This window comes from Bartonella heixiaziensis (assembly GCF_046245125.2).
In the GTDB taxonomy this organism is placed as follows: Bacteria; Pseudomonadota; Alphaproteobacteria; order Rhizobiales; family Rhizobiaceae; genus Bartonella; species Bartonella heixiaziensis.
In genome coordinates, this window is the sequence record NZ_CP176404.1 from 1975564 (window position 1) to 1990934 (window position 15371).

10 protein-coding genes are annotated in these 15371 nt (G+C 39.7%); 5 read left to right on the forward strand and 5 right to left on the reverse strand.

The window, feature by feature from the left end; translation table 11 throughout:
* The first annotated feature begins 691 nt into the window (after positions 1–691).
* Together ACKC4Y_RS08680 and rlmN are read left to right on the forward strand one after the other, a co-directional pair.
* Positions 692–1195: an invasion associated locus B family protein gene (locus tag ACKC4Y_RS08680; RefSeq protein WP_409362181.1), complete on the forward strand. Its 504-nt coding sequence runs from the start codon at positions 692–694 to the stop codon at positions 1193–1195.
* A gap of 43 nt (positions 1196–1238) precedes the next feature.
* Positions 1239–2444: a 23S rRNA (adenine(2503)-C(2))-methyltransferase RlmN gene (gene rlmN, locus ACKC4Y_RS08685; protein WP_409361329.1), complete on the forward strand. Its 1206-nt coding sequence runs from the start codon at positions 1239–1241 to the stop codon at positions 2442–2444.
* 6 nt (positions 2445–2450) lie between these two features.
* Here rlmN and ACKC4Y_RS08690 read toward each other — a convergent pair whose 3' ends face one another.
* Complete coding sequence (locus ACKC4Y_RS08690) at positions 2451–3089, reverse strand: LysE family translocator (protein ID WP_409361330.1); 639 nt, start codon at positions 3087–3089, stop codon at positions 2451–2453.
* A 186-nt stretch (positions 3090–3275) separates the two neighbouring features.
* On the opposite strand from ACKC4Y_RS08690, the gene ACKC4Y_RS08695 reads away from it, so the two are divergent.
* A complete protein-coding gene (locus ACKC4Y_RS08695; RefSeq protein ID WP_409361331.1) occupies positions 3276–4508 on the forward strand; it encodes an argininosuccinate synthase in 1233 nt (410 codons plus the stop codon).
* A gap of 93 nt (positions 4509–4601) precedes the next feature.
* Here ACKC4Y_RS08695 and ACKC4Y_RS08700 read toward each other — a convergent pair whose 3' ends face one another.
* Positions 4602–4724, reverse strand: a complete 123-nt coding sequence (locus ACKC4Y_RS08700; RefSeq protein ID WP_409361332.1) for a hypothetical protein — start codon at positions 4722–4724, stop codon at positions 4602–4604.
* A gap of 167 nt (positions 4725–4891) precedes the next feature.
* Here ACKC4Y_RS08700 and ACKC4Y_RS08705 point away from each other — a divergent pair, with 167 nt between their 5' ends.
* Both ACKC4Y_RS08705 and ACKC4Y_RS08710 read left to right on the forward strand, forming a co-directional pair.
* On the forward strand, positions 4892–6553 hold the full coding sequence (locus ACKC4Y_RS08705) for a lysine--tRNA ligase (protein WP_409362182.1): 1662 nt from the start codon (positions 4892–4894) through the stop codon (positions 6551–6553).
* Entirely contained in the window at positions 6553–8130 is a 1578-nt protein-coding gene (locus ACKC4Y_RS08710) for a peptide chain release factor 3 (protein WP_409361333.1), read from the forward strand. The genes ACKC4Y_RS08705 and ACKC4Y_RS08710 overlap by 1 nt, the downstream gene beginning before the upstream one ends.
* 102 nt (positions 8131–8232) lie before the next feature.
* On the opposite strand, the gene trxA is transcribed toward ACKC4Y_RS08710, so the two are convergent.
* The 3 genes from trxA to addB form a co-directional block, all read right to left on the reverse strand.
* Positions 8233–8556, reverse strand: coding sequence for a thioredoxin (gene trxA, locus ACKC4Y_RS08715; RefSeq protein WP_409361334.1), 324 nt, complete (start codon positions 8554–8556; stop codon positions 8233–8235).
* A gap of 105 nt (positions 8557–8661) precedes the next feature.
* Positions 8662–12126 carry a double-strand break repair helicase AddA gene (addA, locus tag ACKC4Y_RS08720; protein WP_409361335.1) on the reverse strand — a complete coding sequence of 1155 codons (3465 nt, stop codon included), beginning with the start codon at positions 12124–12126 and terminating at the stop codon, positions 8662–8664.
* Positions 12123–15245, reverse strand: a complete 3123-nt coding sequence (addB, locus tag ACKC4Y_RS08725) for a double-strand break repair protein AddB (RefSeq protein ID WP_409361336.1) — start codon at positions 15243–15245, stop codon at positions 12123–12125. Before addB ends, addA begins: the two co-directional genes overlap by 4 nt.
* Positions 15246–15371 lie beyond the last annotated feature (126 nt).

Below are 15371 nucleotides of genomic sequence, written 5' to 3' on the forward strand. Positions count from 1 at the left end.
CGCTTCAGAAATTGGTGATTCAAGATGGTAAGGCATATAGCGAGAGCAAATGATATCAGAGTAGGCAGAATTATATGCGGTGGTTGGGGCAGGAACTTAAATGTTTTGTGTTTCATGGCAAAAATGCTGATAATAGTGGGTAATTTTCTGCAAAATAGCTTTAAGATTGTGAGAAGGCGGTAACGAGACAATATTGAACAGGAGCGTGGATACGCTATAATTAAAAGAAGGAGAGAGTGTTTTGCGATTTTTACTAACGCAAATGCGTTTAGTGTGTTAAGTTTATTGATGTTATCCGAAAGGCTATGAAATTTTGGGTGTTCTTTAAGAGAATACTTTTCCAAGGTTTAGCAGCAAATTGTTTGCAGTAAATAGCGTAATTTGTTTCTTAACAGAGTGATGGTATATTCATATTTTGTTTTGAAATCTAATTGCTTAAAGAGGTAGATTTTTATACAAAAAACGAAATTGTTGAAATAAAATCAAAATGTTGTTTTTAAAATCTGGTTATTGAATAAAAAATTCATGTTTTAGTAACAACTAAAAGATCACAATTAGATATAAAAAATTTGTTCTAAGTGGTGGAAAAATATTTCGCTGAAGGAAGGGGGGAGGACGCCTGAATTAAGCATTGACGAGCTTTTCAATGGGGGGAGTTTTGTTAGAGACTAAAGAAGTGAGCTAAATGAAGATGTTAAAAAAAACTGTTATTGCTGCATCTGTAATAGTTTTGGTTGCTGCCAGAACGGTGTGGGCACAAGCACCAAGCCGTTTAGATCAATTTGAGGCTTGGGGAGCTTATTCTTATAAATCGCCAAAAAATACAATTTGCTACGTATTGTCAGTACCCTTGGAGGCACTTCCAACGACGGTTAATCATGGCGATAATTTCTTTTTGGTAACCAAGCGCTCGAATTCGCCTGTCTCGTTTGAACCACAATTTATGGCTGGTTATACACTTAAAGAAGGCTCAAAGGTCACAGTGACCATCGGAGATAAAAATTTTGATTTTTTCACGAAGGATTCATCCGCTTGGTTAGCCTCATCCGAGTTAGAAAAGCAGCTTGTTTCTGCTATGCGTGCTGGAAGAAATATGACGGTGAAGGCCATTTCAAAGCGGGGAACCTATACCACTTATACTTATTCCTTAAAAGGGGTGACCGCTGCATTAAATGCAGCACAAAAATGCCATTAAGCTCTCTCTGTAACTCTAAAATAGCGATATAAATTGGAAAACAATGGCCGTTTCATATGACCTCAGACCAGTTGGTGCATGCTTAGCACGAAAATCAGAAAATATTGTAGTGAAGGAGGGATCAAAGCCCTCTTTAATTGGCTTGTTGCAAGATGAAATGGTTGAAGCTTTAAAGGCGATCGGTGTACCGGAACGTCAAACGCGTATGCGTGTACGTCAGCTTTGGCATTGGCTTTATGTGCGTGGCGTTTCAAATTTTGATGAAATGCTCAACATTTCTAAGCAAATGCAAGAAATGCTTAAAAGCCATTTTTCCATTGCGCGTCCGGAAATTGTTGCAGAACAGATATCCAAAGATGGTACACGTAAATGGCTGTTACGTTTTCCAGCACGTGGAGCTGGAAGGCCTGTTGAAGTTGAAACGGTCTATATTCCTGAAGAAGGGCGTGGTACTTTATGTCTTTCATCTCAGGTAGGGTGTACGTTAACTTGTTCTTTTTGTCATACAGGGACACAAGTGCTTGTTCGCAATCTAACAGCGGAAGAAATTTTGGCGCAATTATTGGTTGCACGTGATTGTTTGGGTGATTTTCCTGATAGGAATACCCCTGATGGGGCAATTGTTCCAGTTGAAGGGCGCAAAGTTACCAATATCGTTATGATGGGGATGGGGGAACCACTTTATAATTTTGAAGCAGTCAAAAAAGCTTTATTAATTGCTTCTGATGGAGATGGACTCTCTTTGTCAAAACGTCGAATTACCCTTTCAACCAGTGGAGTGGTTCCTGAAATTATACGAACAGGAAAGGAAATAGGGGTAATGTTGGCGATTTCACTCCATGCGGTGCGTGATACGCTACGAGATATGCTTGTTCCAATCAACAAAAAATACCCGCTTGCACTGTTAATGGAAGCTTGCCGTAATTATCCAAGTCTTTCGAATGCTAAGAGAATTACATTTGAATATGTTATGCTGAAAGATGTAAATGATAGTTTGTATGATGCCAAACGGTTGGTTCAATTACTTAAAGGTATTCCTGCTAAGATCAATTTGATTCCTTTTAATCCATGGCCAGGGACAAATTACCAATGTTCTGATTGGGAACAAATTGAGCGTTTTGCCGATGTGGTTAATCAAGCAGGTTATGCCTCACCTATTCGGATGCCGCGTGGACGCGATATTTTGGCCGCGTGCGGTCAGCTTAAATCTGCTTCAGAACGTTTACGTAAATCTGAACGTTTGCAATGAATGATTTCAATTTTCATCAATAAGAATACGTAGAGCAAAACTGGTAAAAATGCCTGCGATAAGCCAATTAAGAAAGCGGATATAAGCAGGATTTTGCTTGAGTCCATAGGAAAACTTATGAGCCATAAAAATTATAGAAATATTAATGGGTAGAGAAATAGGAATATAAGAGAGACCCAAAATGAGCAATTTTTGCGTAGCCATAGGGTCATTTACATTGATAAATTGCGGCAAGAAAGTCACGTTAAAAAGGATAACTTTTGGATTTAAAAGGTTAATTCCAATAGCAGTAAAATAATTGCGTCTAAGGCTTTGGTATTTGGTGGATGTTTCTTTAAGAGAAAATGTGGAATGTTTACGCAATGCCTGAAAAGCAAGCCATAGAAGGTAAAAGGCGCCTACAACTTTAAGAAGAAAAAAAGCACGCGGTGAGGTAAAAATAAGTGCTGATATGCCAAGTGCTACAGCAACAACTTGAATAGCAAAACCTGTAGCACTCCCTAAAGCACATATAATTCCAGCCTTTTTGCTTTGTGCAATAGTGCGTGATACAGACAGCATAATATCAGGTCCTGGAATGAGCGCTAGAACCAACGCTGCTAAGAAAAATTGTATCATCATAGACCATTCAGGGAAAAAAGACATGTAAATCACCTTTATTTTTAAAAGAGCTGTTCACAACTTATTACCCCTCACAAAAACATTCCTTTTTACACTTTTTCGTTTTTTTTGCATCTGTTTAATGTTGCTTAAAAGGAATTTGTTTTCATTGCTTGCATAGTTTTAATTTCTGAGTAGAAGAAAAGAAAGGAAACTATATAGAGCTTTAAAATGAAAAAATGGAAAAATGTTAAGAAAGTTGTTCTAGCGTATTCAGGGGGGCTAGATACGTCAATTATTCTTAAATGGTTACAAAGTGAACTAGGTGTTGAAGTTGTAACCTTTACAGCTGATTTAGGGCAGGGGGAAGAGTTAGCACTTGCTCGTCGTAAAGCTGAAATTCTGGGTGTTAAAGAAATCTATATTGAAGATTTGCGTGAAGAGTTTGTGCGTGATTTTGTCTTTCCAATGTTTCGAGCCAATGCAGTTTATGAAGGGTGCTATCTTTTAGGGACATCCATTGCTCGTCCACTTATTTCAAAGCGCCTTATTGAAATTGCCAAAGAAACAGGTGCAGATGCTATCGCCCATGGAGCAACAGGAAAAGGCAATGATCAGGTACGCTTTGAGCTTTCTGCTTATGCACTTAATCCTGATATCAAAATTATTGCTCCATGGCGTGATTGGTCTTTTAAAAGTCGCACAGAGTTGGTTGAATTTGCGCATGCACATCAAATTCCGGTAGAAAAGGATAATCAAGGTGACGCGCCTTTTTCTGTTGATGCAAATTTATTACACTCATCATCAGAGGGCAAGGTTTTGGAAGATCCAGCGCTTCCTGCTCCTGAATATGTCCATATGCGCACTCTTTCTCCGGAAGAAGCTCCAGATAAAGCAACTATAATCACGGTTGGCTTTAAAAAAGGTGATGCTATTTCGATTAATGGGAAAAGTTTATCCCCTGCGGATTTACTTGCTGAATTAAATAATTATGGACGCGATAACGGTATCGGCCGATTAGATTTGGTAGAAAACCGTTTTATAGGTATGAAATCACGTGGCATTTATGAAACACCAGGAGGAACCATTCTTTTAACGGCTCATCGCGCGATGGAATCTTTAACGTTGGATCGTGGTGCAGCGCATTTAAAAGATGAATTAATGCCGCGTTATGCAGAGCTCATTTATTATGGCTTTTGGTTTTCACCTGAACGTAAGATGTTGCAAGCAGCTATTGATTTATCTCAAGAAAATGTTGAAGGCGAAGTTACGCTAAAGCTTTATAAAGGTAATGTGATTGTTGAAGGTCGCGAAAGCAAAAAATCACTTTACTCTCGTGAATTAGTAACTTTTGAGGATGATCAGGGTGCTTATAACCAAAAAGATGCTGCCGGTTTTATTAAATTAAATGCATTACGCCTACGCACATTAGCAGCACGCTCATTGACACACACAGAAACATAACAGAAGTCATTTTAACAGCATTAAGCGAAGGACAGGTTTTATATTAAAAGTTGAGGAAGGAAATTTCTTTAATTGATTTTGGTTGCAGATGGATTATTTATCAATTTTGAGTTCAATGCTAGAGGTTTTACTTTCTTGCCGGTAAGTGTAATAAGAAAAACCGATAAGAAGAACGATTAAAGCAGCGATAATCAAAACGAGTAAATTGCGATTCATAATATTCACACTTTCGTTTACGCAAAATATAAACAAAATAATAGGGCGGGTGCTGATTATGGCAAGAGTATGATAAGAGTTTGTGCCTTTTCGCTTGCTATTATTTACGAATAAATTCAAAAACCATACACCATATCGTGAAAGAATTTAATTTTAGGATAAAGATGATGATGCGTGATCAGTGTGATACCTTTAGCTTTACACCCGAATTAAGAGATGCGGCTGTTCAATCGAAAGCTTGGCCATTTGAAGAAGCGCGCAAAATTATCAAACGATATGAAAAAATAGGTTACCCAGAGACAGTTTTATTTGAAACAGGTTATGGGCCGTCTGGCTTACCACATATTGGGACTTTTGGAGAAGTTGCACGTACGACCATGGTGCGTCATGCATTTCGTATTTTAACAGAGAATAAAGTTAAAACAAAACTTCTTTGTTTTTCTGATGATATGGATGGTTTACGTAAAGTTCCCGATAATGTACCTGATCGCGAGAAGATGGAAAGCTATCTTGGTCAGCCACTGAGCCGTGTTCCAGATCCTTTTGGGGATATTTATCCTTCTTTTGGAGCAGCAAATAATGCCCGTTTGCGCGCTTTTCTTGATCAGTTTGGTTTTGATTATGAATTTGCGAGCGCGACAGATTATTATAGTTCCGGTCGTTTTGATGAAACGCTTTTAAAAATACTTGCCTGTTATGACAAGGTAATGGCAATCGTTTTACCAACATTGGGTGAAGAGCGGCGGGCTACTTATTCGCTTTTTTTGCCAATTTCCCCATTTTCTGGAAAAGTGCTGCAAGTGCCGATGATCGCCCGTAATGTTGAAAAAGGCACTGTCACCTATATTGAACCTGAAACAGGAGAAACCATTGAAACAGAGGTTACAGGGGGAAAAGTTAAGTGCCAGTGGAAGGTAGATTGGGCGATGCGCTGGAAAGCGCTTGGTGTTGATTATGAAATGGCGGGAAAAGATCTTATCGATTCCACCAACCTCTCTTCTAAAATTTGCAAAGTGCTTGGTGGGAATCCGCCGGAAGGGTTTAATTATGAGCTCTTTTTGGATGAGAAGGGACAGAAAATTTCTAAATCCAAGGGAAATGGTCTAACCATTGATGAGTGGCTAACTTATGCACCAACAGAGAGTTTAGGGCTTTATATGTTTTCGAAGCCTAAAACAGCAAAACGACTTTATTTTGATGTCATTCCAAAAGCGGTTGATGAATATTATGCGCATCTTTCAGCCTATGGTCGCCAAGAATGGAAAGAGCGGCTGAATAACCCTGTATGGCATATTCATAATGGTTGTCCTCCGCAAGTTGATTTACCTGTTTCCTTTGCGATGCTTCTGAATTTGGTTAGCGCTTCAAATGCCGAAAATAAAGAGGTTCTTTGGGGTTTTATTTCTCGCTATGCTAAAGGAGCAAATGCACAAACATATCCGGCCCTTGATCGGTTGGTGCAATTTGCCATTAAATATTTTGATGCTTTTGTTAAGCCAAACAAAAAATTCCGGCTCCCTGATGAAAGTGAACGCACAACATTAGCGAATATTGATGCAAAATTAGCTAATTTGCCTGAAAATGCTGATGGAAATACGCTTCAAAATGCTCTCCTTGATGTTGCACGTTTGACGGAACGCTATCAAGATCATAGCAAAAAAAGCCCTGAAGGAGGACCTGGTGTTTCAAATGTCTTTTTTCAGATGCTCTATGAAGTGCTTTTAGGGCAAGAACGAGGACCACGATTGGGATCATTTATTGCGCTCTATGGGATTAATGAAATGCGTGCCCTGATTGCTGAAGCGCTTGCACGTCCTGTGGAGGAATAATGGAAAAGAGAGTGCAAGAAGTAAAGCGGCGGCGTACATTTGCGATCATTGCTCACCCAGATGCGGGGAAAACAACACTGACGGAAAAATTGTTATTATTTGGTGGTGCTATTCAGCTTGCTGGTGAGGTAAAAGCGAAAAAAGACCGTATTCAAACCCGCTCTGATTGGATGAACATTGAACGTGATCGTGGTATTTCGGTTGTGACATCGGTGATGACGTTTGAATATGAAAAACACATCTTTAATTTGTTAGACACTCCAGGACACGAGGACTTTGCTGATGATACGTATCGCACTCTCACAGCCGTTGATAGTGCTATCATGGTATTGGATGGTGCACGCGGAATTGAGCCAAGAACACTGAAATTGTTTGAAGTCTGTCGTATGCGCGATATTCCTATTATTACTTTTGTCAATAAAATGGATCGAGAGGTGCGTGATCCTTTGGAAATTTTAGATGAGATTGAAGAAAAACTCGCACTTGATACCGCACCAATAACTTGGCCCATTGGTATGGGTAAAGATTTTGTTGGCACCTTTAATTTTCATCACAAGTGTTTTCGTCGAAAAGATGATGAGGTAACACCACAAGTGGTCTCTGGGTCTGATGAAGTTGCACATTTACTTCCTGAAAATCAACGCGCACCCTTTATTGAAGAAGTGGAACTTGCTCAGGGTGCTTGTAAAAAATTCGATTTGCAAGCTTTCCGTGAAGGACATATGACACCAGTTTATTTTGGTTCAGCTTTACGAAACTTTGGTGTCCGCGATCTGATCAATGCGCTCATTGATTTTGGTCCAAGTCCTCGTGATCAGGATGGAGATCAACGCAATGTCATAGCCACGGAGCCTAAAATGACAGGATTTGTTTTTAAAATTCAGGCTAATATGGACCCTAATCATCGTGATCGTATAGCATTTTTGCGGGTATGTTCAGGGATGCTTGAACGTGGTATGAAGACAAAATTGGTAAGAACCGGAAAGCCAATGACACTTTCAGCACCACAATTTTTCTTTGCGCGTTCGCGTCAAATTGCTGATAAAGCTTATGCTGGTGATATAGTTGGTATTCCCAATCATGGAACATTACGGATTGGTGATACATTGACGGAAGGGGAAGATATTCTTTTTAAAGGTGTACCCAATTTTGCACCGGAAATTTTACGTCGTGTTAGTTTGGGTGATCCGATGAAAGCAAAAAAGCTCAAAGAAGCTTTACAGCAAATGGCCGAGGAAGGTGTCGTACAATTATTTATCCCCGAAGATGGTTCGCCTGCTCTTGTTGGAGTGATTGGTGCCTTGCAAATTGATGTTTTAACGGAACGACTTAAGGTGGAATATTCTCTGCCGGTAAGTTTTGAATCAGCGCGCTTTAGTGTATGTCGGTGGATTTCTTCAGAGGATAAAGATGAATTGCGAAAGTTTGTAACCAATCACCGCTTTGCCATCGCTCATGATTTGGATGGCGATCCAGTTTTTTTAGCAGAAAATCATTTTTCATTGAATTATGAAGCAGAGCGGGCACCGAAAATAAAATTTGCAGCTTTTAAGGATTACCAAATCCGCTCTGAATAAAGAGAAACTTTTGCTATTACAACAGCGGTTTTTTAATAAAATCAAAGCAAAAGGGAGAGAGGAGACTCCTCTCTTTTATGGCAAGAACTGTTATAAGCAGATTTAACCAAGTCCCTCTTTGATCCATTCAGAAACGCGCCCCTTAGAAGCGGCTCCAACCATATTTGATGCAACATTTCCATCTTTAAACATCAATAATGTAGGAATTGAGCGTACTCCATATTGGGTAGCCAATTCCGGATTTTCATCAATATTCACTTTGGCAATTTTAACTTGATTTTGCATTTCTGCTGAAATTTCATCCAAAATTGGAGCAATCATTTTGCAAGGTCCACACCATTCTGCCCAAAAATCAACCACAACAGGGGTGGAAGAGGTCAGAACTTCACTTTCGAAATTGCTTTTATCAACTTTTATACATGTCATGAGTATATCCTTTATATTTACTTCTATAGATTGGTATGGTGAAGATTCATATCAAGTTATTGCAAAGATAAATTATAAGAAGCTTTAGGGGAAAGAATTTTTAGCTTATAGGGCAACTTCATAAAGAATTGCATCGAGTTTTTCTGGAGAAAGTTTGAAAATTTTCGTTTCTCTAATGTAAATAAGAAGAGCTTGGACATCTTTGTTAGGATGAATAGCTTGCAGCAATTTTCGATAAAGAGCCATTTGCAACAAATAGCGTGGTGCGATAGCAGCTTCGTTTTTTGGTGGGATTCCAGTTTTAAAATCTGCAAAGATAATGCTATTTTGTGTAATGTATAGACGGTCAATTTGACCGGAAATTGCTTGTTCTTTTCCACGAATTTTTATAACACCCATGAGGGAGACTTCAGCACGTGAATGGTCAGAAAAGAGGGGTTTGAGATATGAATGATCTAAAATCTGCCAAACATGACGTAGTGCATTTTTTCTTTGGGATTGATACCAATGAGAGGCTTTTGTTTTAAGATAATGTCGAGCATAATCGCGACGTTTTTTAGGCGCGCAATTGGGCAAATATTGCAGCAATCGGTGAACAATATTACCATATTCAATGGAAAAAGCTCTGTTGGTGTTTGTTTCTCCCAAAACAGGTGAGATGCTAGACTGTTTTGAATGAGAGAAAAGCTCATTATCAGCTTCAATGGAAAGACTAGCAACAGAGGGTCTTAATGGTTTCGGTAGAGTTGGTTCTACTGGGACTTTATGAGAGAAAAAATCGGGTAAAGGTGGAAGTGTTTGGTCATTCGCATAAGGTACCTCTTGGTTTATTGGGGTAGAAGTGTGTGGTGTGATGCAATAGCGCCACGCCGCAATATCCTCTGCTGGACCTTTTATAGCAACGGCATGTGGTTTGAGCGCTTTCTTTATCAATTGTAGCCATGTATCAGAAAAGGTGCGCTCACTTTTATAACCGCAAACAAATAATCGATCTTCAGCACGTGTCATTCCTACATAAAGAAGACGTTTGTATTCTTCTTCTGCACGCTCTTTTAAATGCGAAAGTGCTTTTTCAGAGGGTTTTGTGTTAAATTCTGCGTTGGGACGCCAGATATAAGCTTGTTGGTCGCTCAGTTGTGTATTGTTTAAGGGAACTTTCAGAAGGTGGGGTGCATGCTGCGAATGCCAAATAGCACTCCCTGGATCAACCAGAAATACAACAGCAGCTTCCAGTCCTTTAGCAGCATGAACAGTCATGATACGGACTTCTTCATGATTTTGATCAAATTCACGTTTAATTTCTGGTTCACTTGCACTTAGTGTTTCTAAAAAAGCTTGTAATCCTGGTAGACCCGTTTTTTGAATCGTGAGTGTGTAATCCATAAAAGCGTCAAGCACATCATTTGCTTCTGATCCTAAGCGAGCTAGAATCTTTTGTCGTCCCTTATCATTGTTTAAGATATGGCTATAGAATTCGAAGACTGGCATTTTATCAACTAAATTGCGATATTTGCTGAGACTTTCAAAGGTGTCTTTAAAAGATGCATGCATACAGAGGCTTTGCCAAAGGGAACCTGTGCGCTGAGCGGCAAGTTGATAAAGTTCTTCTTCACTAAGCGAAAAAAGAGGGCTTTTTAAAACACAAGCAAGAGAAAGATCATCTTGTGGTTGCAAAACAAAACGTCCAAGCGCCATTAAATCCCGCACACTCATATGTTTTGTAAGCTGTAAACGATCAGCTCCAGCGACGGGGACATTGCGTTGTTTAAGGGCACGAGAAAGCGCTAAGACAAATTCATCACGCTTACGAACTAAGACCATAATATCACTTGCACGCATTAAGCGCCCTTTTGCTGGAAGTATTTCTCCTTTCTGTAACCAGCCATCAATAGTTTCAGCAATTTTCTCCGCCAGACGTACTTCCGGTGTATCTAACTGATCAACAGTTAAATGCCAATCGTCAGGAAATTCGTTAGTTTCTTTGGAAAGTGCATCCCATAAAATAACTTCACCAGGGCTGTGAATACGAATAGCTTCGTGCACTGTTTTTGTATTTTCTGCTGAAAGCCCTTTGTAATTCTCTGGTGTTTCAAAAACAAGATCGACGCTTTTAAGAACATCAGCTGTAGAGCGAAAAGAATAATTCAGTTGTATTTTTTCAAATTTCTGCTTCGCTTGTTCCGCTTTTTTTTGAATCATTCTGCCATTTGCAGCAAAATTTTCTGGAGCAGCGCCTTGAAAAGAATAGATAGATTGTTTTTCATCTCCAACAGCAAAAAGAGTGCGTATATTGTCACGTTGACTATGACCTGTGAAAAATTCTTGCGCTAAAAGTTGAATGATTTTCCATTGATCAGGGTTGGTATCTTGTGCTTCATCAAGCAAAATATGATCAAGACCACGATCAAGCTTATAATGTACCCATTGGCTTGCACCTTCACGTTGCAACAAATGAAGTGTACGTTCAATGAGATCATCAAAACTTAAAAAACCATTGGCTTTTTTTAAATTTGCATAAATTTTAAGATAAATAGCACAAAGCTGAAAAGCAGCCATATTGAGTGCGAGGGTTTTTACGCATTGATATTTCTCTAAAAGAACAGAAAGCTTGCTTTGTTTATCTTCAATCATTTGTTGAATAAAGGGCCAAATCTCATCTGATTTTTTAGAAGATATAAGTGAAAAATTACGGGGATCGCCTGTCGTTTTAAAATAAACATTTGAAACGACGTTGATGATGGTTGTTTCATCACAAGCGGTTTCTAATTGGGAAAGTTTCTCAATCATAGCCTTGGTGTTTTTATTACCATAGGTTTGGCAATGTGTAAGAGCATAAAGAGGGAGGCGAGCCGTCTGTTGAATTTTTTCCAGTAGCTGCTGGTTTGTATCATAAGGCGCTAAATTAAACAGCGCACGCAACTGTTCCTCTCCATTTTCAGACAAAAGAGAGGATAAAAAACCAGACAGTTTATGTTGCTTTTCATTTGCTTCATCCAGCAATTGGTTAAAAGTGTGTTCACTGATAACCTTAAGCAGTTGTTTCAAAGCGGGTTGTGCATCATTATGTTTTAAAAGTTGGCTGCGCGCTTCTTGTTGTAATTTTTTGCGGTTGACATCATCTATGAGTTCGAAATGTCCAGCAATATTGGCTTCTAGCATAAATTGATGCAAGAGAGATTCGCAAAATGCATGAATAGTTTGGATTTTTAAGCCCCCAGGTGTTTCTAGGGCACGAGCGAAGAGTTGGCGCGCATAGGTCATTTTCTGCGCATTGATAGGTTTGTTTTCAAGCTGCGATAAGATTTCTTTAAGCTGTGCATCATTGAGCTCATTCCAGCTGGAAAGTGTGCGAAAAATTCGCGATTGCATAACAGCGGCGGCTGCTCTCGTATAAGTGAGGCATAAAATACGTGCTGGAGGGGTACCGTTTAAAAGCAAGCGAATAACGCGTTCGGTTAAAACGTGGGTTTTTCCAGAGCCTGCATTTGCAGAAACCCATACATTTTTTTTGGGGTGTGTTGCCGTTGCTTGTGCATCAAGGGCTGCTTCAGGAATAGAAAAAAGGGTCATGATTGATTTCCTTTATGGAATCCATTTGACCATTCCCATAATCGTGCCAGATGGTCATAGTCACTTTCATATTCTTTTTTTAAAGGGACTGCGTGTGAAAGATAGCCTTGTTGTGGATTTTTATAATACTCTATTAATGCGATAAGATGTTCCCATGCTTTTTCACCGAGACTAATGACACTTTGGTGCTCTTTTCCCCCTTTCTGTGAAAAAATTGATTTAGGAGTGATTTCACCTTTTCCATTGAGGGGGATGTAAAATAGATTTGAGGGGGTGAGATTTTTAAAATCTGTAAAGGCTCCTTTCATGAGTAAAGCTGTTTCCAGTGCCAATTGTGGAAATAATAAATCACGAACTTGTTTTGATGAGGGGGGTGTACTGGTTTTAAAATCAAGTATTTCAACCGTTTTGTTTGCCAATACATCAATACGATCAGCGCGTCCTGAAAGAGTTACATCTGTTGTACCTATAGGTATTTTTTCGGATACTACTTCGGTATGTCGTTCTCGAGGCTCTAGACTTTGTTCCCACTGAAGAATGAAAGGAGCAAGATTTTCAAAATTTGTCCACCAGATTGTTTCAACATCGGCAGGTAAATTAAACTTATCAAATTCTTGTCGTCCAAGATTTAGCAATACATCCAATGCATTTGCGGCATTTGGATTTTTTACTTGTGTTCCAAAAGCAGCAAGAATAGCGTGATAAAGTGTTCCACGTTCAGCTGCGCAAGGATCATGGATGAGCGCTTTAAGGGGTTTGAGGCGCAAGATTTTTTTGGCATAAATGGCATAAGGATCATACCGCAAGGTTTCTATTTCAGTGACCGAAAAATGGCGAGGACGCATATCAAGGGGCGGTATAGGACAAGGACGTGTTGCACAGGCAATTATATTTGTCTTATCGAGCATTTTTGCCCAATGAAGGAATACTTCACCTCGTGTACGGATTTGTTTCCAAACCTGTTTTCCTATAACCGTTTCTAAGCGCTGTAACCAGCGTGAAGGAAGTGAAGGAACGTGGTTAACCCTTAGTGCTCGGCTCATCACCACTTTATTCATTCCCATAGCCCAGTGAAAATCATGTGCAGAAAGACCAATACGCTGTTCTGGAGGTTCAAGAGTTAACATCATTTTCATCGGCCGCGATAAAAAAGCATCATTGTGGGTTGTCATAGGCCATGATCCTTCATTAAGACCGCCGATAACCACTGTATCAACCGTTTGTAAACGTGATTCCAAAGTGCCCCAGATAAATAAACGCGGATGCCCCCCTGGAGAAGGCGTAACGGAGCGTGTTGCTATCAAAGCCGAAAACATAGCGGGCCATTCGAAAAGACGAAATTTTAAGCCTGATTGATCACTCACCAATTCACGCAAAAAAGTTGATAAGGCTTGCCCTGCTTCATGTTGATAAAGATTTACAAGAGAATCGTTCTCATCGCGTCCAAAATTTTCAAAAACCTCAACAGTTGCTATTGCGGCTTCATTGATAGTGCATTCTCTTTCCTGTTTTAGGAGAGATGCTAAAGGTTCGACAGCTTTAACCAAAAGGTGACAAAGAGCGCGTGCTTCTTCGCACTTTTGTTGGTTAAGAGCCTTCGTTTTAGAAGTATTATGGCAATGTGTTTCCATCCATTTTTCAAGAAATTGGTCACATTCACAAAGATTTATGCGACCAGTACTCCCTCGAAGAACAAAGAGTTCAAAATTTTCTGCTATTTCGCGCAAGCGATGACGATTTTGCTTGAGTGTTGTGAGTGGATGTTTGAGAAGAGAAAGAAAAGCAATGGGATCATTAGGTTGAAACACATTTTCTAAAAGAAGTCGTAACAGGGTTGCAGGCAACGTTTGTGCAAGCGGTATTCCCCCTGAATCATTTGCTTCAATTCCAAATCGCTGTAGTTCAGCGGATACACGGCGTGCTAAATTACGGTCATTTGTGATAAGAGCTGCATTTTTTTGAGGTTCTTCAATGGCACTACGTAATGCAACGGCAATAGCGAGGGCTTCTTCGCGCTCATTTATAGCTTCAATGAATGACCAATCTGTACAAAGATTTTCATAATCATCACGGACAATTTGTACCCATCGGTCTGTTGTAGAAGCTGGTCGGAGTGCTTCTGATAGAAGAGCTGCGCGTTTTGCTTTTATTGCACTTTGTTGTCCAATTTCACGAACGTGAATGCGGTGACATTTCATGAGAGAGAGAAGTTTTTTTAAATGATATTGAGGATGGCTAAAAGCGTTCGCTGCATGATCGAAAAAATCAAAAGTTTTTCTTTCTTCATTATTCGCGCCCAATGCATTCCATTGATCTTCATCCATATGAAAATCAAGTCCAGGAAGAACAACAGCTCCTTTTGGTAAGCGAGAGATTACTTTTAAAAGATGAGAAACTGCGGGAATAGAACCTGCAACACCAGCTGCAAGAATAGGTTTGTTAGTTTGTGTATGGTGTAAAGTTTCTGCGTGCATTTTGAGCGCTTGATTGCGCCACTCAGCTGGATTACTCCGTTGTCTTTCTTGTAAGATTTGTGGCCAGCTTTGTGTAACAATGGTAAGGAAATTGAGCGTTATTTGCCACCATTCGGCTACCATATCAGGTGCAATTTCCTTAAGCTTTGACCAATCTGCTGCTTCTGTTTCAATTTCATCCATCAGATGTGCTAAATCTTGAGCAAGCCAAATTGCATCGGCAGTGTGAGCAGGAATAAGCACATCTTCTGTACCAAACATCGCACGTAGGTGAGTAGGCAAGTTTTCACGCCAGGGACGAATAAGGCGTGCTAGAAGCAAAAGGCGTTCAGTATCTCCGATGGGAGGATTCAAAGTGTTGGTATTGTTTTCAACAAAAAGGAAACTCTCTTCGTCCAGATTTCCTAGAGCGCGAATGGTTGGCAAGAAGGTTGATTGTGTAGCGCTTCTTTCAACAAAGGCAGCACGTAAAGCACGAGCAGCACGGCGCGTTGGTACATAAATGAGGGTATCAGCAAGAGCTGTCTGGACATCCCCATTTGGCGCGAAGTTCTCAATAAGAGTGCCTGAGAGCAATGCATCAACAAAATGCGGTAGAAAAGAAGTTCCTGGAGAAATAGAAAAGACACGCGGTTTAAGGGTCATATGATCTCATTAGGAGTGCGTGGAAAATATTCCATCTTGTTGATTATTTGCATTGTTTCTACTGTATACAATTTTTATGATAGGAAAAACTGAAAAGCTATATTTGTGTAATAGATTTTTGATTTG

What these genes read in the sequence shown, in the direction of transcription:
- ACKC4Y_RS08680 (WP_409362181.1), top strand. Translation starts at nt 692, where the DNA reads ATGTTAAAAAAAACTGTTATTGCTGCATCTGTAATAGTTTTGGTTGCT.
- rlmN (WP_409361329.1), top strand. Translation starts at nt 1,239, where the DNA reads ATGGCCGTTTCATATGACCTCAGACCAGTTGGTGCATGCTTAGCACGA.
- ACKC4Y_RS08690 (WP_409361330.1), bottom strand. Translation starts at nt 3,089, where the DNA reads ATGTCTTTTTTCCCTGAATGGTCTATGATGATACAATTTTTCTTAGCA.
- ACKC4Y_RS08695 (WP_409361331.1), top strand. Translation starts at nt 3,276, where the DNA reads ATGAAAAAATGGAAAAATGTTAAGAAAGTTGTTCTAGCGTATTCAGGG.
- ACKC4Y_RS08700 (WP_409361332.1), bottom strand. Translation starts at nt 4,724, where the DNA reads ATGAATCGCAATTTACTCGTTTTGATTATCGCTGCTTTAATCGTTCTT.
- ACKC4Y_RS08705 (WP_409362182.1), top strand. Translation starts at nt 4,892, where the DNA reads ATGATGCGTGATCAGTGTGATACCTTTAGCTTTACACCCGAATTAAGA.
- ACKC4Y_RS08710 (WP_409361333.1), top strand. Translation starts at nt 6,553, where the DNA reads ATGGAAAAGAGAGTGCAAGAAGTAAAGCGGCGGCGTACATTTGCGATC.
- trxA (WP_409361334.1), bottom strand. Translation starts at nt 8,556, where the DNA reads ATGACATGTATAAAAGTTGATAAAAGCAATTTCGAAAGTGAAGTTCTG.
- addA (WP_409361335.1), bottom strand. Translation starts at nt 12,126, where the DNA reads ATGACCCTTTTTTCTATTCCTGAAGCAGCCCTTGATGCACAAGCAACG.
- addB (WP_409361336.1), bottom strand. Translation starts at nt 15,245, where the DNA reads ATGACCCTTAAACCGCGTGTCTTTTCTATTTCTCCAGGAACTTCTTTT.